16 protein-coding genes are annotated in these 16,809 nt (G+C 70.4%); 10 read left to right on the top strand and 6 right to left on the bottom strand.

Annotated features, from left to right (window positions below):
- Positions 1 to 22 precede the first annotated feature (22 nt).
- Positions 23 to 700 carry a CBS domain-containing protein gene (locus tag BLP95_RS02175; protein WP_089676685.1) on the bottom strand — a complete coding sequence of 226 codons (678 nt, stop codon included), beginning with the start codon at positions 698 to 700 and terminating at the stop codon, positions 23 to 25.
- Between the two features lie 98 nt (positions 701 to 798).
- Positions 799 to 1,551: a DeoR family transcriptional regulator gene (locus tag BLP95_RS02170; protein ID WP_089676683.1), complete on the bottom strand. Its 753-nt coding sequence runs from the start codon at positions 1,549 to 1,551 to the stop codon at positions 799 to 801.
- A 184-nt stretch (positions 1,552 to 1,735) separates the two neighbouring features.
- Between BLP95_RS02170 and BLP95_RS02165 the strand changes: the two genes are divergently transcribed.
- From BLP95_RS02165 to cdd, 7 genes are all read left to right on the top strand, one after another.
- Complete coding sequence (locus BLP95_RS02165; protein ID WP_245678662.1) at positions 1,736 to 2,470, top strand: outer membrane protein OmpK; 735 nt, start codon at positions 1,736 to 1,738, stop codon at positions 2,468 to 2,470.
- Positions 2,471 to 2,486: 16 nt separating this feature from the next.
- The gene (locus BLP95_RS02160) at positions 2,487 to 3,761 is read left to right on the top strand and encodes a NupC/NupG family nucleoside CNT transporter (protein ID WP_089676680.1); all 1,275 of its coding nucleotides are present in this window, start codon (positions 2,487 to 2,489) and stop codon (positions 3,759 to 3,761) included.
- 88 nt (positions 3,762 to 3,849) lie between these two features.
- The gene (gene deoC, locus BLP95_RS02155) at positions 3,850 to 4,629 is read left to right on the top strand and encodes a deoxyribose-phosphate aldolase (RefSeq protein ID WP_089676678.1); all 780 of its coding nucleotides are present in this window, start codon (positions 3,850 to 3,852) and stop codon (positions 4,627 to 4,629) included.
- Complete coding sequence (gene deoA, locus BLP95_RS02150) at positions 4,629 to 5,969, top strand: thymidine phosphorylase (protein ID WP_089676676.1); 1,341 nt, start codon at positions 4,629 to 4,631, stop codon at positions 5,967 to 5,969. Before deoC ends, deoA begins: the two co-directional genes overlap by 1 nt.
- A complete protein-coding gene (locus BLP95_RS02145; RefSeq protein WP_089676673.1) occupies positions 5,966 to 7,237 on the top strand; it encodes a phosphopentomutase in 1,272 nt (423 codons plus the stop codon). Before deoA ends, BLP95_RS02145 begins: the two co-directional genes overlap by 4 nt.
- Positions 7,237 to 7,965: a purine-nucleoside phosphorylase gene (deoD, locus tag BLP95_RS02140; protein ID WP_089676671.1), complete on the top strand. Its 729-nt coding sequence runs from the start codon at positions 7,237 to 7,239 to the stop codon at positions 7,963 to 7,965. Before BLP95_RS02145 ends, deoD begins: the two co-directional genes overlap by 1 nt.
- A complete protein-coding gene (cdd, locus tag BLP95_RS02135; protein ID WP_089676669.1) occupies positions 7,962 to 8,363 on the top strand; it encodes a cytidine deaminase in 402 nt (133 codons plus the stop codon). The genes deoD and cdd overlap by 4 nt, the downstream gene beginning before the upstream one ends.
- Positions 8,364 to 8,425: 62 nt before the next feature.
- Here the strand turns inward: cdd and BLP95_RS02130 are convergent, their stop codons facing one another.
- Both BLP95_RS02130 and BLP95_RS02125 read right to left on the bottom strand, forming a co-directional pair.
- Positions 8,426 to 9,916, bottom strand: coding sequence for a hypothetical protein (locus BLP95_RS02130; protein ID WP_089676667.1), 1,491 nt, complete (start codon positions 9,914 to 9,916; stop codon positions 8,426 to 8,428).
- A 37-nt stretch (positions 9,917 to 9,953) separates the two neighbouring features.
- Positions 9,954 to 12,305, bottom strand: a complete 2,352-nt coding sequence (locus tag BLP95_RS02125) for a mechanosensitive ion channel domain-containing protein (protein ID WP_089676665.1) — start codon at positions 12,303 to 12,305, stop codon at positions 9,954 to 9,956.
- A 109-nt stretch (positions 12,306 to 12,414) separates the two neighbouring features.
- Between BLP95_RS02125 and BLP95_RS02120 the strand changes: the two genes are divergently transcribed.
- Together BLP95_RS02120 and BLP95_RS02115 are read left to right on the top strand one after the other, a co-directional pair.
- Complete coding sequence (locus BLP95_RS02120; RefSeq protein ID WP_089676663.1) at positions 12,415 to 13,422, top strand: amidoligase family protein; 1,008 nt, start codon at positions 12,415 to 12,417, stop codon at positions 13,420 to 13,422.
- Positions 13,419 to 14,105 carry a gamma-glutamyl-gamma-aminobutyrate hydrolase family protein gene (locus BLP95_RS02115; protein WP_089676661.1) on the top strand — a complete coding sequence of 229 codons (687 nt, stop codon included), beginning with the start codon at positions 13,419 to 13,421 and terminating at the stop codon, positions 14,103 to 14,105. The genes BLP95_RS02120 and BLP95_RS02115 overlap by 4 nt, the downstream gene beginning before the upstream one ends.
- Before the next feature lie 60 nt (positions 14,106 to 14,165).
- On the opposite strand, the gene BLP95_RS02110 is transcribed toward BLP95_RS02115, so the two are convergent.
- On the bottom strand, positions 14,166 to 14,597 hold the full coding sequence (locus BLP95_RS02110) for an OsmC family protein (protein ID WP_089676660.1): 432 nt from the start codon (positions 14,595 to 14,597) through the stop codon (positions 14,166 to 14,168).
- A gap of 131 nt (positions 14,598 to 14,728) precedes the next feature.
- On the opposite strand from BLP95_RS02110, the gene BLP95_RS02105 reads away from it, so the two are divergent.
- Positions 14,729 to 15,613 (top strand): aldo/keto reductase, encoded by an 885-nt coding sequence (locus tag BLP95_RS02105; protein ID WP_089676657.1) that lies wholly within the window; start codon positions 14,729 to 14,731, stop codon positions 15,611 to 15,613.
- Here the strand turns inward: BLP95_RS02105 and BLP95_RS02100 are convergent.
- Complete coding sequence (locus BLP95_RS02100; protein WP_089676655.1) at positions 15,610 to 16,560, bottom strand: IS481 family transposase; 951 nt, start codon at positions 16,558 to 16,560, stop codon at positions 15,610 to 15,612. The genes BLP95_RS02105 and BLP95_RS02100 overlap by 4 nt on opposite strands.
- Positions 16,561 to 16,809 lie beyond the last annotated feature (249 nt).

The following is a 16,809-nucleotide window of genomic DNA, read 5'->3' as shown; positions in this document are numbered from 1 at the left end:
TTGCGCCTGTCAGCGCCTGCCCTCAGGCGGCGCCGAAGCCCCGCGGCACATAGCCGAGGTTGTTCTTCACCTCCTTGACCCCGGCGGCGTTCTCCGCCGCCACCTGCACCGCCATGCGCTCCTGGTCGCTCTCCACCAGGCCCCACAGCTCGACCTTGCCCTGGCTGACGATGACGTTGATGCGGTCGACCAGCACCCCGGTGTTCTCGTCGATCTCCTTGTGGATCGCCTCGCGGATCTCGCGGTCGTCGGCGCTGGCGGTCGCCTCGGGACCGGCCACGGCGAAGCCCTGCAGCAGGTTGGCGCGACTGACGATGCCGACCAGCTTGCCGGCCTTAACCACCGGCACCCGCTTGATGTGATGCTTCTCGAGCAGGCGCGAGATCTGCGCCAGCGGGGTGTCCTCGGCGATGGTGAGCGGGTCGGGGGTCATGATCTCGTGGGCGCGGCGGCCGTGGGACTTGACGTATTCACCGGGATCGTTGACGACGAACAGCCGCAGCCACCAGGACTTGCGCTTGTCATCCTCGACCCGACGGATCAGGTCGCCCTCGCTGACGATGCCCAGCACCTTGTCGGCAGCGTCCACCACCGGCACGGCGCTGATGCCGTGCTCCAGCAGCAGGCTGGCGATCTCGCGTACCTCGCTGTCAGGGCTCACGGTGATGACGTTGCGGGTCATGATGTCGGCGGCTTGCATCGATGTTCTCCGGAAGGTTTCAGGGGGTCACGATCACAACATAGCAAGCGCCTCGCCGCTTCGCCTTGATCCAGGCCAGGTTCCGCCAACGCTTCGACTCACGCCGGAGCCAGGCTCGCCACCCCGCGGGGCAGCCGCGACGGCTCGGCGTCGCTGACCAGCAGGTCGATCTCCTCGAGCTCGGCGAAGCGCGCCGGACGGATCACCCCCAGCTTGGTGGCATCGGCCACCAGGATACGTTCGTCGGCGGCGCCGATGGCGGCCCGCTTGGGGGCCACCTCATGGAAGTGGAAACAGCTCAGCCCATGGCGGGGGTGAACCCCGGCCGCGGAGAGGAAGGCACGGTTGATGCCCAGCCGGGCCACCACCCGAGCCATGTCATCGTCGCCGAAGGACTGCGAGGCGGGATGATAGAGTCCACCCAGCAGCACCAGGCGCAGCCCGGGATGGCGCGCCACGGCATTGGCCACATTGAGCGCATAGGTCACCACGGTGAGTTCGCGAAACCCGGCCAGCTCCGCCACCAGCGGCATCAGGGTGGTACCACAGTCGATGAACAGGGTGTCGCCCTCCTCCACCCGCGCCGCCGCGCGTCGGCACAGCGCCCGCTTGGCCGCCGCCTGGCGATCGCGCTGGTCGTCCAGGTCGTAGGCCGGGGCGTAGCGCGGGTCGGCGGCCCGCACCAGGTGCCCGCCCATCAGCACCAGCTCGCCATCGCCCGCGGCCAGGTCGCGGCGGATCGTCATCTCCGAGACGCCACACAGCGTCGCCGCCTCCGCCAGGTGCAGGCTGCCCCGTTCGGCCAGCGCCTCGGCCAGGCAGGCCAGTCGACGTGCGCTGCGTTCGTTCATGAATCCGAAGCCCCGTTAAGATAGAAAATGTTAGAAAAATAACACTGGCTGTTATAATTTTCACGAAAGCCAGGCAACGCCTTACCCCACAACCACAACACCGGAACATGACATGATGGATTCCCCGCGTCATCTCCCGACCCTGGCCGGCGGCCTGCTGCTCGCCGCCGTGCCCTTCACCGCCATGGCCGAGGGCCCGCGGTGGTCCTTCGCCAACGTCTCGGCCAACTACCTCGACTGGTCCGACGGCACCGAGGCCCGCACCGCCGACAACGCTGCCAAGGGCGACTTCCTCTACCTCGAGCTCGAGGGTGGGCTGGGCTACGAGTGGGGCGAATTCTACGGCTTCTTCGACTTCGAGAACCCGGGCAACGACCAGTTCGACGAGGAGAGCGGCGGCAAGGACAACTTCCGCACCGCCGGCAAGGTCACCTCGCACCTCTACCTGGGCGAGTCGCCCTTCTCCCTCTACGCCCATGTCTACGACTTCCGCGACTACGGCTACGACGCCCGCGAGCAGGACCAGATCCTCGGCCTGGGCTATCGCCACACCTTCGCCAATGGCCTGTGGATCAAGCCCTTCCTGGGCGTGGCCCGGGTGCAGAGCGACGGCTATACCGGCATGAACGGCTTCATGGCCGGCTGGGTGGCGGGCTACGACTTCAGCGCCTTCGGCCAGGCGTTCAGCGTCACCAACTGGCACGAGCAGACCTTCGGCCGCGACGACGACTACCTCACGCAGAACTACGTGGGCGACAAGGCCGACGCGGTGGGCACCAACGGCGCTCTCAGCCTGTGGTGGCACCCCCATGACCGCCTCACCGCGGGCGTGCAGTATCGCTACTCCGATGAGAAGCTGGGCACCCCGGGCCAGTACCAGAACGCCATGATCTACACCCTCAAGCTCAACCTGCTGTAAGGCAAAGGGGATCCGCATGACCCTCATCATGAGCCTCATCGGGATGGTGACCCTGATCGCCATCGCCCTGATCTTCTCCTACGATCGCCGCGCGATCCGCCTGCGCACGGTGGTCGGCGCCTTCGCCATCCAGGCCGGCATCGGCGCCTTCGTGCTCTACGTGCCCGTCGGCCAGACGGTGCTCTACACCATCTCGGCGGCGGTCAGCCAGGTGGTGAGCTACGCCAATGACGGCATCGACTTCCTGTTCGCCGGGCTCGCCGATGTCGACCAGGTCGGCTTCGTGTTCGCCATCAAGGTGCTGCCGGTGATCATCTTCTTCTCGTCGCTGATCGCCGTGCTCTACTACCTGGGGATCATGCAGTGGGTCATCCGCATCCTCGGCGGTGCCCTGCAGAGGGCACTGGGCACCTCGCGCACCGAGTCACTCTCCGCCACCGCCAACATCTTCGTCGGCCAGACCGAGGCGCCGCTGGTGGTGCGCCCCTTCATCGCCCGCATGACCCCCTCGCAGCTGTTCGCGGTGATGTGCGGCGGGCTCGCCTCGGTGGCGGGCTCGGTGCTGGCCGGCTATGCGGCACTCGGCATCCCCATGGAGTACCTGGTGGCCGCCTCCTTCATGGCCGCCCCGGGCGGGCTACTGTTCGCCAAGCTGATCATGCCCGAGACCCGCGACCCCGAGGACAGCGTCTCGAGGGTCGAGGAGGAGCTCGACGAGGACGAGGACAAGCCCAGCAACGTGCTGGACGCCGCCGCCGCCGGGGCCACCTCGGGACTCAGGCTGGCCGCCAACGTCGGCGCCATGCTGCTCGCCTTCATCGGCCTGATCGCCCTGATCAACGGCATGCTGGGCGGCATCGGCGGCTGGGTCGGCTTCGAGGGGCTGAGCCTGGAGTGGATCCTCGGCTGGCTGTTCGCGCCGCTCGCCTTCCTGCTCGGCGTGCCCTGGGAGGAGGCCACCCTGGCCGGCTCCTTCATCGGCCAGAAGCTGGTGGTCAACGAGTTCGTGGCCTACATCAACCTGGCCCCCTACCTGGACGGCGAGCAGATGGTGGCCGCCACCGGCCAGGCGATGACCCCGCACACCATGGCGATCCTGTCGTTCGCGCTGTGCGGCTTCGCCAACCTCTCCTCCATCGCCATCCTGCTCGGCGGCCTGGGCAGCATCGCCCCCAATCGCCGCCACGAGATCGCCCGCTTCGGCCTCAAGGCGGTGCTGGCCGGCACCCTCTCCAACCTGATGTCGGCCTCCATCGCCGGCTTCTTCCTGGCCCTCGGGGCCCTGGGCTAGGCTCACCGCAGGGCACCCGACGGCGGGCGCCCTGCCTCTCTCCGCGACACACGCTCTCGCCACACTCTCCGCGACACACGGATGCGACATGACCGATGACCTCAAGCGCGCCGCCCGCCAGGCGCTGGCGCTGATGGACCTGACCAGCCTCAACGACGACGACAGCGACCGCAGCATCGAGTCGCTGTGCCGCCGTGCGCGCACCCCCGCCGGCACCCCGGCCGCGGTGTGCGTCTACCCCGCCTTCGTCACCACCGCCCGGCGCACCCTCAAGGCGCTGGACCTCGAGGGCCAGGTACGCATCGCCACGGTGACCAACTTCCCCCACGGCGGCGACGACATCATGGCCGCCGCCCGCGAGACCCGCGAGGCGGTGGCCGCCGGCGCCGACGAGGTGGATGTGGTCTTCCCGTATCGCGCCCTGCTGGCCGGCGACGAGGAGACCGGCCGCGAACTGGTCGCCTGCTGCCACCAGGCCTGCGGCGACGCCACCCTCAAGGTGATCCTGGAGACCGGCGAGCTCAAGGAGCCGGCGCTGATCCGCCGCGCCGCGGAGCTCGCCATCGAGGGCGGCGCCGACTTCCTCAAGACCTCCACCGGCAAGGTGGCGGTGAATGCCACCCTGGAGGCCGCCGAGATCCTGCTCGAGGCGATCAGGGCCAGCGGCCGTGACATCGGCTTCAAGGCCGCCGGCGGGGTGCGCACCACCGAGGACGCCCAGGCCTACCTGGCGCTGGCCGAGCGCATCATGGGCGCGAGCTGGATCACCCCGGCGCACTTCCGTTTCGGCGCCTCGGGCCTGCTCGACGACCTGCTGGTCACCCTGGGGATGGCGGTCGCCCCCGCCGGGAGCCAGGGAGGCTACTGATGCCCACGTCCCCTTCGCCCGCCCTGCCCCAGGAGCGGATCCGCGCCAAGCGCGACGGCCGCGCGCTCTCCGCCGAGGCGATCGCCGAGCTGGTGGCCGGCATCGCCGACGGCACACTCTCCGACGCCCAGGTCGGGGCGCTGGCCATGGCGATCTTCCTCAACGGCATGGACGAGGCCGAGACGGTGGCGCTGACCACGGCGATCCGTGACTCCGGCCAGACACTCGCCTGGGAGCTGCCCGGCCCGGTGCTCGACAAGCACTCCACCGGCGGCGTGGGTGACCTGGTCTCGCTGGTGCTGGGGCCCTGGGTCGCCGCCTGCGGCGGCCATGTGCCCATGGTCTCCGGTCGCGGCCTCGGCCACACCGGCGGCACCCTGGACAAGCTCGAGGCGATCCCGGGCTACTCGGTGACCCCGGAGACCGCCACCTTCCGCCGCCTGGTGCGCGAGGTGGGGGTGGCCATCGTCGGCCAGAGCGCCGCGCTCGCCCCGGCCGACGCCCGCCTCTACGCCATCCGCGATGTCACCGCCACGGTGGAGTCGCTGCCGCTGATCGTCTCCTCGATCCTCGGCAAGAAGCTCGCCTGCGGGCTGGATGCCCTGGTGATGGACGTCAAGAGCGGTAGCGGCGCCTTCATGCCCACCCATGAGCAATCCGTGGAGCTCGCCGCGGCGATCGCCCGGGTGGCGACCCGCGCCGGCACACCGACCACGGCACTGGTCACCGACATGAGCCAGCCGCTGGCGCCCTGCGCCGGCAACGCCGTGGAGGTGCACGAGGCGATCCGCCTGCTCGGCGGCGAGGCGAGCGACGGCCGCCTGCTGTCGGTGACCCGCGAGCTGGCCGCCGAACTGCTCATCGCCGGGGGCCTGGCCGACAGCCGCGACGCGGCCGTGGCGCGGCTCGAGGCGGCGCTCGCCTCGGGGGCCGCCGCCGAGCGCTTCGCGCGCATGGTGACTGGCCTCGGCGGCCCGCCGGACCTGCTCGAGCGCCCCGGCCACCACCTGCCCGAGGCACCGGTGACGCTGGCCGTGCGCCCCGAGCGCGCCGGCATCGTCCAGCGCCTGGACACCCGCGCCCTGGGCCTGGCGGTGGTCGAGCTCGGCGGTGGACGCCGCACCCCGGGGGCGGCCATCGACCCGGCGGTGGGCCTCACCGGCATCGCCGCCATCGGCGAGGCGGTGGACGGCGAGCGCCCGCTGGCGCTGGTCCACGCCGCCAGCCGTGCCGACGCCGAACGCGCCGCCGCCACCCTGCGCGAGGCCATGGTGGTAGGCGACGACGCCGCCACAGCGCCTACGCTGATCCAGGAACGCCTCCAGGGAGAGACCCCATGACCCATGGTACCTCGCACCGCGCCATCCTCGTGGTGCTCGACTCCTTCGGCATCGGCGCCGGCCCCGACGCCGCGCGCTTCGCTGACCAGGGCAGCGACACCCTGGGCCATATCGCCGCCGCCTGCGCGCGGGGCGAATGCGACGGCCCCAACCGGGCAGGCCCCCTCGCGCTGCCGAACCTGGCACGGCTGGGGCTCTTCCATGCCCACCGCGCCGCCACCGGCGCCTGGGCCGAGGGGGTGACGCCCCCCGCCGAGGTGGCCGGCGCCTGGGGCCACGCCGCCGAGGTCTCCTCGGGCAAGGACACCCCCTCCGGCCACTGGGAGATCGCCGGGGTACCGGTGCGCTTCGAGTGGGGCTACTTCCGCAACGAGCAGGCGAGCTTCCCGCCCGAGCTGCTCGAGGCACTGGTGCGCGAGGCCGGGCTTCCCGGGGTGCTGGGCGACTGCCACGCCTCTGGCACCGAGATCATCGCCCGGCTCGGCGAGGAGCACCTCGCCACCGGCAAGCCCATCGTCTACACCTCGGGGGATTCGGTGTTCCAGATCGCCGCCCACGAGGAGGCCTTCGGCCTGGAGCGGCTCTACGCGCTGTGCGAGACCGCCCGCCGCCTGCTGGAGCCGTACAACATCGGCCGGGTGATCGCGCGCCCCTTTGTTGGAGAACAGCCGACCGGCGGCGATGCGGCCGGCTTCACGCGCACGGCCAATCGCCGCGACTACAGCGTCGAGCCGCCCTCGCCCACCCTGCTGCAGCGGCTGCATGACGACGGCGGCGAGGTGGTCGCCATCGGCAAGATCGCCGACATCTACGCCCACTGCGGGGTCTCGCGCACGGTCAAGGCGAGCGGCCACGACGCCCTGATGGACGCCACCCTGGCGGCGCTGGAGGCGACTGAGGGCCACGCGCTGGTGATGACCAACTTCGTCGACTTCGACACCCTCTACGGCCACCGCCGCGACGTGGCCGGCTACGCCGCGGCGCTGGAGGCCTTCGATGCCCGCCTGCCCGAGCTGCTGGAAAGGCTCGGCGACGACGACCTGCTGATCCTCACCGCCGACCACGGCTGCGACCCCAGCTGGTCCGGCACCGACCACACCCGCGAGCAGGTGCCGGTGCTGGCGCTGGGCGGCGGCCTCACCCCCGGCCCCCTCGGCGCGCGGGCGACCTTCGCCGACATCGGCCAGAGCCTCGCCGAGTGGCTCGCCCTGCCGCCCTTCGCCGATGGCACCTCCTTCCTCGAATCCGATGCCACAGGAGCCCCATGATGGCCACGCCCCATATCGACGCCGCCCCCGGCGACTTCGCCGACAGCGTGCTGATGCCCGGCGACCCGCTGCGTGCCAGGTACATCGCCGAGACCTACCTGGAGGATGTCCGCCAGGTGAACACCGTGCGCAACATGGCCGGCTACACCGGCACCTACCGCGGCCGCGCGGTCTCGGTGATGGGCCACGGCATGGGCATCCCCTCGGTCTCGATCTACGCCAAGGAGCTGATCACCGAGTACGGCGTGAGGCGCCTGATCCGTGTCGGTTCCTGCGGCGCGGTGCGCGACGACATGCAGGTACGCGACCTGGTGATCGGCCTGGGCGCCTGCACCGATTCCGGGGTCAACCGCACCCGCTTCGGCGGCATGGACTTCGCCGCCACCGCCGACTTCGCCCTGACCCGGGCGCTGGCCGACGCGGCAGAGGCGCAGGGCCTCGCGGCCCGGGTCGGCAACCTCTTCTCGGCGGACCTGTTCTACGACCCGCGGCCCGAGACCGCCGAGCTGCTCAGGCGCTACGGGATCGTCGGCGTGGAGATGGAGGCCGCCGGCCTCTACGGGGTGGCCGCCGAGTTCGGCGCCCGGGCGGCGACCATCTGCACCGTCTCGGACCATATCCTCAAGGGCGACTCCCTGGACAGCACCGCCCGGGAGCGCAGCTTCGACGACATGATGCGCACGGCGCTGGACGCGGTGCTGCTCGACGACCGTGGGGAGAGTGCATGAACACGCCGGACCCGAGCCTGATCGAGACCCTGGTGGCGGTGCGCGGCAACGCCTATGCGCCCTACTCCCGCCATCCGGTAGGCGCGGTGGTGGTCGCCGAGAGCGGCAGGCACTACGCCGGGGCCAATGTCGAGGTGGCCCACTACAAGGGGCTGTGCGCCGAGGCCTCGGCCATCGCCGCCATGGTCGGCGCCGGCGAGCGTCGCCTGCGCGAGGTGTGGGTGATCGGCCCCGGCGAGCACCTCTGCACGCCGTGCGGCGACTGCCGCCAGCGTATCCGCGAGTTCGCCGACGAGCACACCCGCATCCGCGTGGTGGATGCCGAGGGGCGCCTGCTCAAGGACTACAGCATGGAGGCGCTGCTACCCGACGCCTTCGGACCCGAGAACCTGACCTGAGCGTCCCGCGCGGCCAGCCCCGTCACTTGACCTGGCCCCTCCAGCAGCCTGGCCTTCGGCACTCAGCCGTCTGATCCCGTCTCGTGCCCCGGCCCCTCGGCGTGGACACGCTCCACGTCGACGATGCGCGAGCGGCTCATCACGATCTTCCAGCGCTGCAGGGTGGGCGGGGCCGCGCCCTGGGTCTCGCGGATCACCAGGTTGAGCAGGTGGCGCTTCTCCACCTCCTCGCGCACCACCTGGTCGCCCTCCTCCAGGCGATAGACCCGGTGACTGCCCTTGTCCATCAGCCGGGCGATCGGTGACAGGTCGAGGCTCAGGGTCTCGCGGGTATGGTCGTAGCCGCTCAGGAAGCGGGTCGGCGACATCCGCGAGCTGGAGCGGTAGTGCAGCACCACCTCCTCGCGCTGGGCCACGTTGCGCTTGCGCACCCGCCGGATCTCGTCGTCGAGGCGGGCGTAGCGCTTGTAGTCGAACCACTCCCGCTGGCGGCCGACCACGGCATTGCGGGTGGGGTCCAGGTACTGGCGCCGCCACTTGGGCCGGCCACGGCGCAGCAGGCGCCACAGGGTGTTGCGCAGGTCATCCTTGAACACCTCGCGCAGGGCGTAGAGGCCAGCCATGGCCAGCACGAAGAGCGCGGTGATGTCGGCCAGCACGGTGCGGATCTCGAGCAGGCCCAGGGAGACGAACACCATCACCACCGCGGTGGCCAGCGCCTTGACCGCCTTCTGCTCGGCATTGCCCAGCTCCTGGGTGGTCTGCTTGAGGGTCACCGGGTACTCGATCAGCCGGCGCAGCAGGCGCATCTTGTTGGACATCCGCGTGGGGTCGCGGGTCACCCGCTCGGAGTTGTACTCGCGCTCGCGGCGGTAGGCGTCCTCGGCACGGCAGATCGCCACCAGGCGCGCGCGCAGGGGGCGGAAGCGCGCGCCCCGCGGCAGCCCGGCGAGCAGCGCCAGCAGGCGCTGCTCGGTGAACCAGGAGAGATAGTTGTCGATGGTGGCGAAGTAGCGGTGCAGGCTCTCCTCGCTCGGCTCATGGCGGCGCAGCCGGCGCAGGATACTCACCGCCAGGTCGGCATGCTCCGCCAGGCGCCGCTGCAGCTCCTGATGCTCGTCCGGGGCCTCCTCCTCCCGCGTTCCCTGCGCACCGTCACCGGGTTCCTGGCGGCGCGCCTCGCCGGTCGCCCGGGCACTCTTCTCGGCGCGGCGGACGCGCCGGGCGTCATCGATCAGCGGCTGGGTGGAGCGCTCCATGGCCACCACGTACTGGTAGGCATAGAGGCTCAGGCTCAGGCGGTAGTGCTCGGGGTCGAGCTTGCCGCGCTCGGCCAGGCGGCTGAGCACCAGCGGCAGGCGATAGCGGTCGCTGTAGTAGGTGCGCTTGACCTGGATCGCCGCGTGGTAGAAGTCCTCCTCGGCGATCACCCGGCCGGTCAGCCCCAGCTCGCCGGGCACGAACAGGAAGAGGTCGAGGCGATGCGAGGTCTCCTCCTGCAGCACGCGGGAGATCTTGAGGTGCAGGCTGTCCTGGCGTTCGACATGGATCACGCACGGGCCTCGCTGCCGGGTTCACGCTGCCGGCGCATCACTGGGCCGGGTCGGGCGAGCCGCCGCTGGCACTGGTCTGGCGCTGTGGGTCGGCGGCGCCGGCACGCCCCGGGGCGCGGCCGGCGGCATCGCGTTGGCTTGCCGCCTCGTCGCCGCGCTCGCTGGAACCGTCCAGGCGGCCGCCGCCACGCCCCTCCATGCTGACGCTGAGCCGCGGCACGCCGAGGCCGACGCCCTGGGCCTCCATGCGCTGCTTGAGCAGCAGGTTGAAGGCGCGTGCCACGTCCCACTGCATCTCCGGGGCGGTGCGGAAGCGCATGCGCAGGATCGGGCAGCCCTCCTCGAAGGCGTGGATCCCCTGCATCTCCAGCGGCGACCAGATGTAGTGGCGCATCATCGGGTCCTGGCGCAGCGCCTGGGCGGTCTCCTGCATCAGGGTGATGGCGTCGTCGATGGGCATGTCGTAGGGGATGCGGATCTTCATCAGCGCGATGCCGAACTGGCGCGACATGTTGTGGATCGAGTCGATGCGGCTGAAGGTGATGATGTGCACGATGCCGTCGAGGTCGCGCAGGCGCACGGTGCGCAGGGTCAGCCCCTCCACCGTGCCCATGTGGCCGTTGATCTCGACGAAGTCGTCCACCGCCAGCGAGTCCTCGATCAGGATGAAGATGCCGGTGATCAGGTCCTGCACCAGGGTCTGGGCGCCGAAGCCGAGCGCCAGGCCGATCACACCGGCACCGGCCAGCAGCGGCGTGACGTTGACCCCCAGGTTGGCCAGCCCGACGATGCCGGCGATGATCACGATGGCGGTGAAGATGACGTTGCGGATCATCGGGGTGATGGTCTGGGCACGGGCCTGGTTGACCCGCCGCCCGCGGGAGCGCGCCGAACTGGTCAGGGCGCGCTGGATGGCGGTGTCGGCGAAGATCCACGCCAGCCAGGCCAGCAGCAGGGTCACGGCGATGGCCAGCAGCGCCTGGCCGATGCGCGCGCTGGCCACCCCCTGGGCACCGATGCCCAGCAGCGAGCCGCTCCACACCTGCAGTGACAGCTCGGCGAAGGCAAGCCAGGCGGCGACATGGGCCAACACATAGCCGAAGCGCTCCAGGCGCACCCGGTACTGGCTGACCCGGCGGCGGCGCTGGCGCCGCTTGCGACGCTCGGCGTGGCGCCGCACCAGGCCGGTGACCACCAGCGCCAGCACCAGCAGCGCCGCGGAGATGATCGAGCGCGCCAGGGCGGTGCCGACGTCGCCGCCGGTGACGAAGATCGCCACCAGCGAGCCCCCCACCAGCAGCAGCGCCGGCACGTGCCACAGCCGGCCCAGCACCTGCGCCACGCTGCTGCCGGCGCTGGTCTCGCGCCGCTCGCGCCAGGGGCGGTTGCGGATGATGTGCTCGATGGGCCGCTTGAAGCGCAGGATGAAGCGCACGCTGAGCAGCGCCGCCAGCATGTTGGCCAACACCGAGGCGAGCCCGGCCAGCTCGTCGCCGAGCAGCCCGGTGAGGCGGCCGGAGTTGAAGGCGTCGCCCAGCGCCACCAGGGCGCCGATCACGAACAGCGGGCGCAGACCGTGGTTCTGCACCAGCTGCACGGCGACGAAGCGATGGCCGCGGGTGAACACCGAGACGAAGGTCTCCACGATCACCGAGAGGGTGCGCCCGGCCAGCGCCACGTAGGCCACCACCAGCGCCAGCACCCGCCCGGTGCTGGGCGGCACCAGCTGGGCGATGCCCAACACTAGGGCGAAGGCCAGCGCCCAGGGCAGCATGCGGCGCAGGAAGTGCACGGTCATGAGCCAGGCCCGCGGCTCGCGGGGCAGGTCCAGGGGCCAGCCGTGGCGCCGCGCCAGCAGCCGCCCCAGGGCGATCAGGATCACCAGCAGCCCGCCCCAGATCACCAGCAGCACCGTCGCCTCCACCGCGAAGCGGATCAGGTCGGCATTGCCGGTCTCCGCCACCAGGGTACTCAGGTCCTGCCAGCCCTGGCGGAGCTGGGCCTGCCAGCGCGCCAGGGGCGAGTCGCCCTCGGCCTGCTCACCCAGGTCGCTGATGGTCTCGGCCAGCGCCCCCAGCAGCCCCTCCCGCGGGGCGATGCCGCCCTCCTCGGTGGCCTCGCCATGCACGCTCTGCAGGTCCTTGAGGCTCTCCAGCAACTGGCCGCGCCGTTCGGCGTCCTCGAGGGTGGCGATGATCCGCTCCAGCGACTGCTGGAACGCCTGGGGGTCATGCTGCTGCTGGTCCTCCGCGGAGGTGACCAGCCCCGGCAGGTTGACCGCCTGGGCCTGGGCGGCCAGCGGCAGCCACCAGGCACACAGCAGCAGCACCAGGCCGAGCAGCGGCCTCCAGGCCAGGAACAAGCAACCGGAGCGGCGGTGAGGCAACATCACGTCTCCCTGTGGATGGGCAATGGACGATGGGGCGAAGAGGCGTCGGGGGCCCGGGGCAGTATGATACGCTCGATGGACGCCCCCATGTGACGCACAGGATGCCGACATGACGCCGCAACCGCCACCCGAACCCCGCAACGCCGACGGCGAGACGCGCCGCGTGGGGGTCGAGATCGAGTTCGCCGGGCTGCATCCGCATGACACCGCCGAGCAGGTTCGCGAGCGCTTCGGCGGCGAGGTGGTGGTGGTCAGCCCCCACCGGCTCAAGGTGGAGGGGACCCGTTGGGGCACCTTCACCATCGAGCTCGACACCCAGTACGCCCACCCCGACGCGGAGGTGCTGGAGGCCAGGCCCAAGGACGACAGCGAGTGGGAGCGCCATCGCCACCAGATGCGCGTCGAGTTCCACAACCGCACCCGTGAGCTGATCGGCGACGTGGTCACCGGGCTCGTGCCCACCGAGATAGTCTGTCCGCCGATCCCCTGGGATGAGCTCGGCGAGCTCGACACGCTGTTCACCGCGCTGCGCGAGCATGGCGCCAAGGGCACCGAGGAGAGCCTGCTCTACGGCTTCGGCCTGCACCTCAACCCCGAGGTACCGAGCCTCGAGGTGGCGAGCCTGCGCGACCACCTGCGCGCCTACCTGCTGCTGGCGGAGTGGCTGCGCGAGCAGATCGACGTGGACATCACCCGCGAGATGCTGCCCCACGCCAACCCCTTCCCGAAGGCCTACGCCCTCAAGGTGCTGGCGGCGGACTACGCCCCGGACCTCGACACCCTGATCGCCGACTACCTGGCCGACAACCCGACCCGCAACCGCGAGCTCGACATGACCCCGCTGTTCGCCCACCTGCGCCCCGACTACCCCCACGAGCTGTTCCGCAACCGCCTGGTCAAGGCGCGCCCCACCTTCCACTACCGGCTGCCCGACGCCCGCCTCTCCCAGGCCGGCTGGGGCTCGGCGGTGGAGTGGAACCGCTGGGTAGAGGTGGAGAGGCTGGCCGCGGACAAGGAGGCGCTGGCGCGGCGCAGCGCCGAGTACGTGGCGCGCCACACCCGTTCGCCGCTGGTGCGCCTGTGGCTGCGCCTGCGCCGCTGGGTGAGGCGTTCATGAGTCGGCGTCCGCTGATCGGCATCACCACCTCGGACCGCAAGAGCCAGATCGCCTGGCTCTTCGACTGGTTCGCCGTCTGGCGCCATGGCGGCCGGCCACGCCGGCTCTCCCCCGCGCGCCCCTGGCCGGACACCCTCGACGGGCTGATCATCGGCGGCGGCGACGACATCCAGGCCCACCTCTACGACGCCGAGGTGCAGCTCGACGTGCGCGTCGACCCCCAGCGCGACGAGCTGGAGCTGGAGCTGCTCGAGACCTTCATCCCCCGGGGCACCCCGGTGCTCGGCATCTGCCGCGGCGCCCAGCTGATCAATGTCCATCTGGGCGGCACCCTGGACCCCGACATCTACACCAGCCACGAGGGGCTCAAGCGCCGGCGCACGGTGCTGCCGCGCAAGACCGTGGACATCGTCGCCGACAGCCGGCTGCATCGCATCCTGCGGGTGAGCTGGTGTCGCATCAACAGCCTCCATCACCAGGCGGTGAGCCGCGCCGGGCGCGGCATCGCGATCGTCGCCCGCGACCGCGACGGCCTGGTCCAGGGCATCGAGTCCCGCGACCATGACTTCCTGATCGGCGTGCAGTGGCACCCGGAGTGGCTGATCTTCAACCGCCCGCAGCAGCGCCTGATCCGCGCCCTGGTGAAGGCGGCCGCGCAGCGCACGGCACCCTGCGCGGGCTGAAACGACACCGGGGCCGCCATCGCTGGCGGCCCCGGCGCATGGGGAGGCGTGACGTCGGCGTCAGCCCTCCAGGCGAGCGTCCAGGCTGATCTCGGCGTTGAACAGCTTGGAGACCGGGCAGCCCGCCTTGGCCTTCTCGGCGGCGTCCTTGAAGGCCGCCTGGTCGGCGCCGGGGATGCTCGCCACGGTGCTCAGGTGGATGCGGGTGATGGCGAAGCCGCCGTCGACCTCCTCCAGGGCGACCTTGGCCTCGGTGGCGATGCGCTCGGCGGTGAGTCCCGCCTCGCCAAGGACCATCGACAGGGCCATGGAGTAGCAGCTCGCATGGGCGGCACCGATCAGCTCCTCGGGGTTGGAGCCGGACTCGCCCTCGAAGCGCTTGGCGAAGCTGTAGGGCACCTCCTGGATCACGCCGCTCTGGGTGGAGACGCTGCCCTTGCCATCCTTGAGGCCGCCCTGCCAGACGGCGCTGCCGGTTTTCTCGATGCTCATCTCGACTCCTTCTCTCGTCAGGGGATTCACTTGCCACTTCACCATAGACCATGGGGCCGTTGCGGTCGGATGACAAGGGGGGCCAGAATGACTGGAAACGCCTTCCATAAAACCGACAAGAGGCCCTCGCCATGCTCCCCGCTCCCCGCGTCACCCTGCCCGCCACCACCCACGAGCCCGCCGTCGCGCTGCCCACCATCGGCCAGGGCACCTGGTACATGGGCGAGGGGCGCGCCCCGCGCCGCGACGAGGTGCGCGCCCTGCAGCATGGCCTGGCCATGGGCCTGACGCTGATCGACACCGCCGAGATGTACGCCGACGGCGGCGCCGAGCAGGTGGTGGGCGAGGCGCTGGCCGGGCGGCGCGACGAGGCCTTCCTGGTCTCCAAGGTCTACCCCTGGAACGCCGGACGCGAATCGGCCATCGCCGCCTGCGAGGCGAGCCTCAGGCGCCTTCGCACCGACCACCTCGACCTCTACCTGCTGCACTGGCCCGGCGATATCCCGCTGGAGGAGACCCTGGAGGCCTTCGAGCGCCTGCGCGAGGCGGGCAAGATCCGCCGCTTCGGGGTCTCCAACTTCGACGTCGACGAGCTCGCCGCCCTGCACGGCCTGCCGAGCGGCGACGCCTGCGCGGTCAACCAGGTGCTCTACCACCTGGGCTCCCGGGGCATCGAGCACTCCCTGCTGCCGTGGCAGCGCCAGCGCGGCATGCCCACCATGGCCTACTGCCCGCTGGCTCAGGCCGGCGGCCTGCGCGAGGACCTGCTCGGCCACCCCGAGGTGACGGGCATCGCCGCGCGCCACGGCATCACCTCGGCCCAGGTGCTGCTGGCCTGGGCGATCCGCCCGGTCGAGGGGCGCCGCGACGTCATCGCCATCCCCAAGGCGGCGCGCACCGAGCACGTGGAGCAGAACGCCGCCGCCCTGCAGGTGCGCCTGGACGACGACGCCCTGGCCAGGCTCGAGGCCGCCTTCCCGGCACCGGCGCGCAAGGTGGCGCTGGATATCGTCTAGTTGTGTAAACCCACCAGGTTGTTCACGGAAAGCCCCAGCCGGCTGACCGGAGGCTGATAATTCAGGCTGGCATGCGGTCGATGCCAGTTGTACTGATGGAGCCAGGCGAGCAGATGCTGGCCTCGCTCTTTCGAACTCTTGTACGACCGGGCATAGGCCCATTCGCCCAGGGCGGTTTGAATGAACCGCTCTGCCTTGCCATTGGTGCGGGGCGTATAGGGGCGAGTGCGCTTGTGCTTCAGCCCCAGTCGCCGGCACAGGCGGTGAAATGTCCTGGACCGGTAGCAGGCGCCATTGTCGGTGAGCACCCGTGTGAAGCTAACCCCCAGCCCTCGGTAATACCGCATGGCCTCCAACAGCGCATAACACGCGCTCCAGCCGGTTTCATCAGGGTAGCGGGTGCCGTAGGCCACCCGCGAGTGATCGTCGATGGCGATGTGGACATACTCCCACCCCGCGCCACGCGTAGCCTGTTGGCGATCGCCGGTGACCCGATGTCCTGGGCGCTTGAAGCGGCCGAGCTTCTTGATATCCAGATGCAGGAGATCCCCGGGGGCGTCGTGCTCATAGCGATTGTCGGGCCCTGGCGGCGTCAGCGCCGCCAGGCGATTCAGCCCCTTGCGCTTGAGAATGCGCGCCACTGTGCTCTGACCAACCCCCAGCGCCTGGGCAATCTGGCGATAGGTCTGGCGTTGCTGACGACGCTTGACGATCTGCTCCACCGTCGTTGCGTCCGTCGCCAGCGGGCTGTGGGCGGGGCGTGACCGACGGTCCTGAAGCCCGTCCTGCCCCTCCTCTCGGAAACGACGCACCCACTTGTAGACTGTTCTCACACTGACGCCCTGGGCTTGCGCGACCTCTCTGGGCCGCAACCCTTCATCGATGACGCGAGCGGCCAGCAGGGCTCGACCATGCGGAGTGAGACGGGCATTCTTATGGGTGTTCATCCGGGCCTCCTGGAGCGATTGGTTGGTTCGCATCTCCAGTCTTCCGGGTTGGTTCCGGATGAACAACCTACAGAGAGATCACATCTAGTCAGGGGGTCACATCATGTGCCGCTTAGTCCAGGGCTATCGTAGATAGAAGTACCGCTCAAGGCTTTCCCGGCGACAGGCCTTCGAGGGGGCGCTGTGAACCCATCCCTGGGCGCTACCGATGCCCTTCTGCGCTCTCGCGTCCCGCTCCGCTTGAAGGTC

This window comes from Halomonas shengliensis (assembly GCF_900104135.1).
GTDB lineage: Bacteria > Pseudomonadota > Gammaproteobacteria > Pseudomonadales > Halomonadaceae > Halomonas > Halomonas shengliensis.
Note: the sequence above shows the minus strand (reverse complement) of the source record. Positions and strands in the feature narration are given on the sequence as shown.

Bases quoted from the DNA above. Each gene is read 5' to 3' on its own strand.
- BLP95_RS02175 (WP_089676685.1), bottom strand. From the start codon at position 700: ATGCAAGCCGCCGACATCATGACCCGCAACGTCATCACCGTGAGCCCT.
- BLP95_RS02170 (WP_089676683.1), bottom strand. From the start codon at position 1,551: ATGAACGAACGCAGCGCACGTCGACTGGCCTGCCTGGCCGAGGCGCTG.
- BLP95_RS02165 (WP_245678662.1), top strand. From the start codon at position 1,736: ATGGCCGAGGGCCCGCGGTGGTCCTTCGCCAACGTCTCGGCCAACTAC.
- BLP95_RS02160 (WP_089676680.1), top strand. From the start codon at position 2,487: ATGACCCTCATCATGAGCCTCATCGGGATGGTGACCCTGATCGCCATC.
- deoC (WP_089676678.1), top strand. From the start codon at position 3,850: ATGACCGATGACCTCAAGCGCGCCGCCCGCCAGGCGCTGGCGCTGATG.
- deoA (WP_089676676.1), top strand. From the start codon at position 4,629: ATGCCCACGTCCCCTTCGCCCGCCCTGCCCCAGGAGCGGATCCGCGCC.
- BLP95_RS02145 (WP_089676673.1), top strand. From the start codon at position 5,966: ATGACCCATGGTACCTCGCACCGCGCCATCCTCGTGGTGCTCGACTCC.
- deoD (WP_089676671.1), top strand. From the start codon at position 7,237: ATGGCCACGCCCCATATCGACGCCGCCCCCGGCGACTTCGCCGACAGC.
- cdd (WP_089676669.1), top strand. From the start codon at position 7,962: ATGAACACGCCGGACCCGAGCCTGATCGAGACCCTGGTGGCGGTGCGC.
- BLP95_RS02125 (WP_089676665.1), bottom strand. From the start codon at position 12,305: ATGTTGCCTCACCGCCGCTCCGGTTGCTTGTTCCTGGCCTGGAGGCCG.
- BLP95_RS02120 (WP_089676663.1), top strand. From the start codon at position 12,415: ATGACGCCGCAACCGCCACCCGAACCCCGCAACGCCGACGGCGAGACG.
- BLP95_RS02115 (WP_089676661.1), top strand. From the start codon at position 13,419: ATGAGTCGGCGTCCGCTGATCGGCATCACCACCTCGGACCGCAAGAGC.
- BLP95_RS02110 (WP_089676660.1), bottom strand. From the start codon at position 14,597: ATGAGCATCGAGAAAACCGGCAGCGCCGTCTGGCAGGGCGGCCTCAAG.
- BLP95_RS02105 (WP_089676657.1), top strand. From the start codon at position 14,729: ATGCTCCCCGCTCCCCGCGTCACCCTGCCCGCCACCACCCACGAGCCC.
- BLP95_RS02100 (WP_089676655.1), bottom strand. From the start codon at position 16,560: ATGAACACCCATAAGAATGCCCGTCTCACTCCGCATGGTCGAGCCCTG.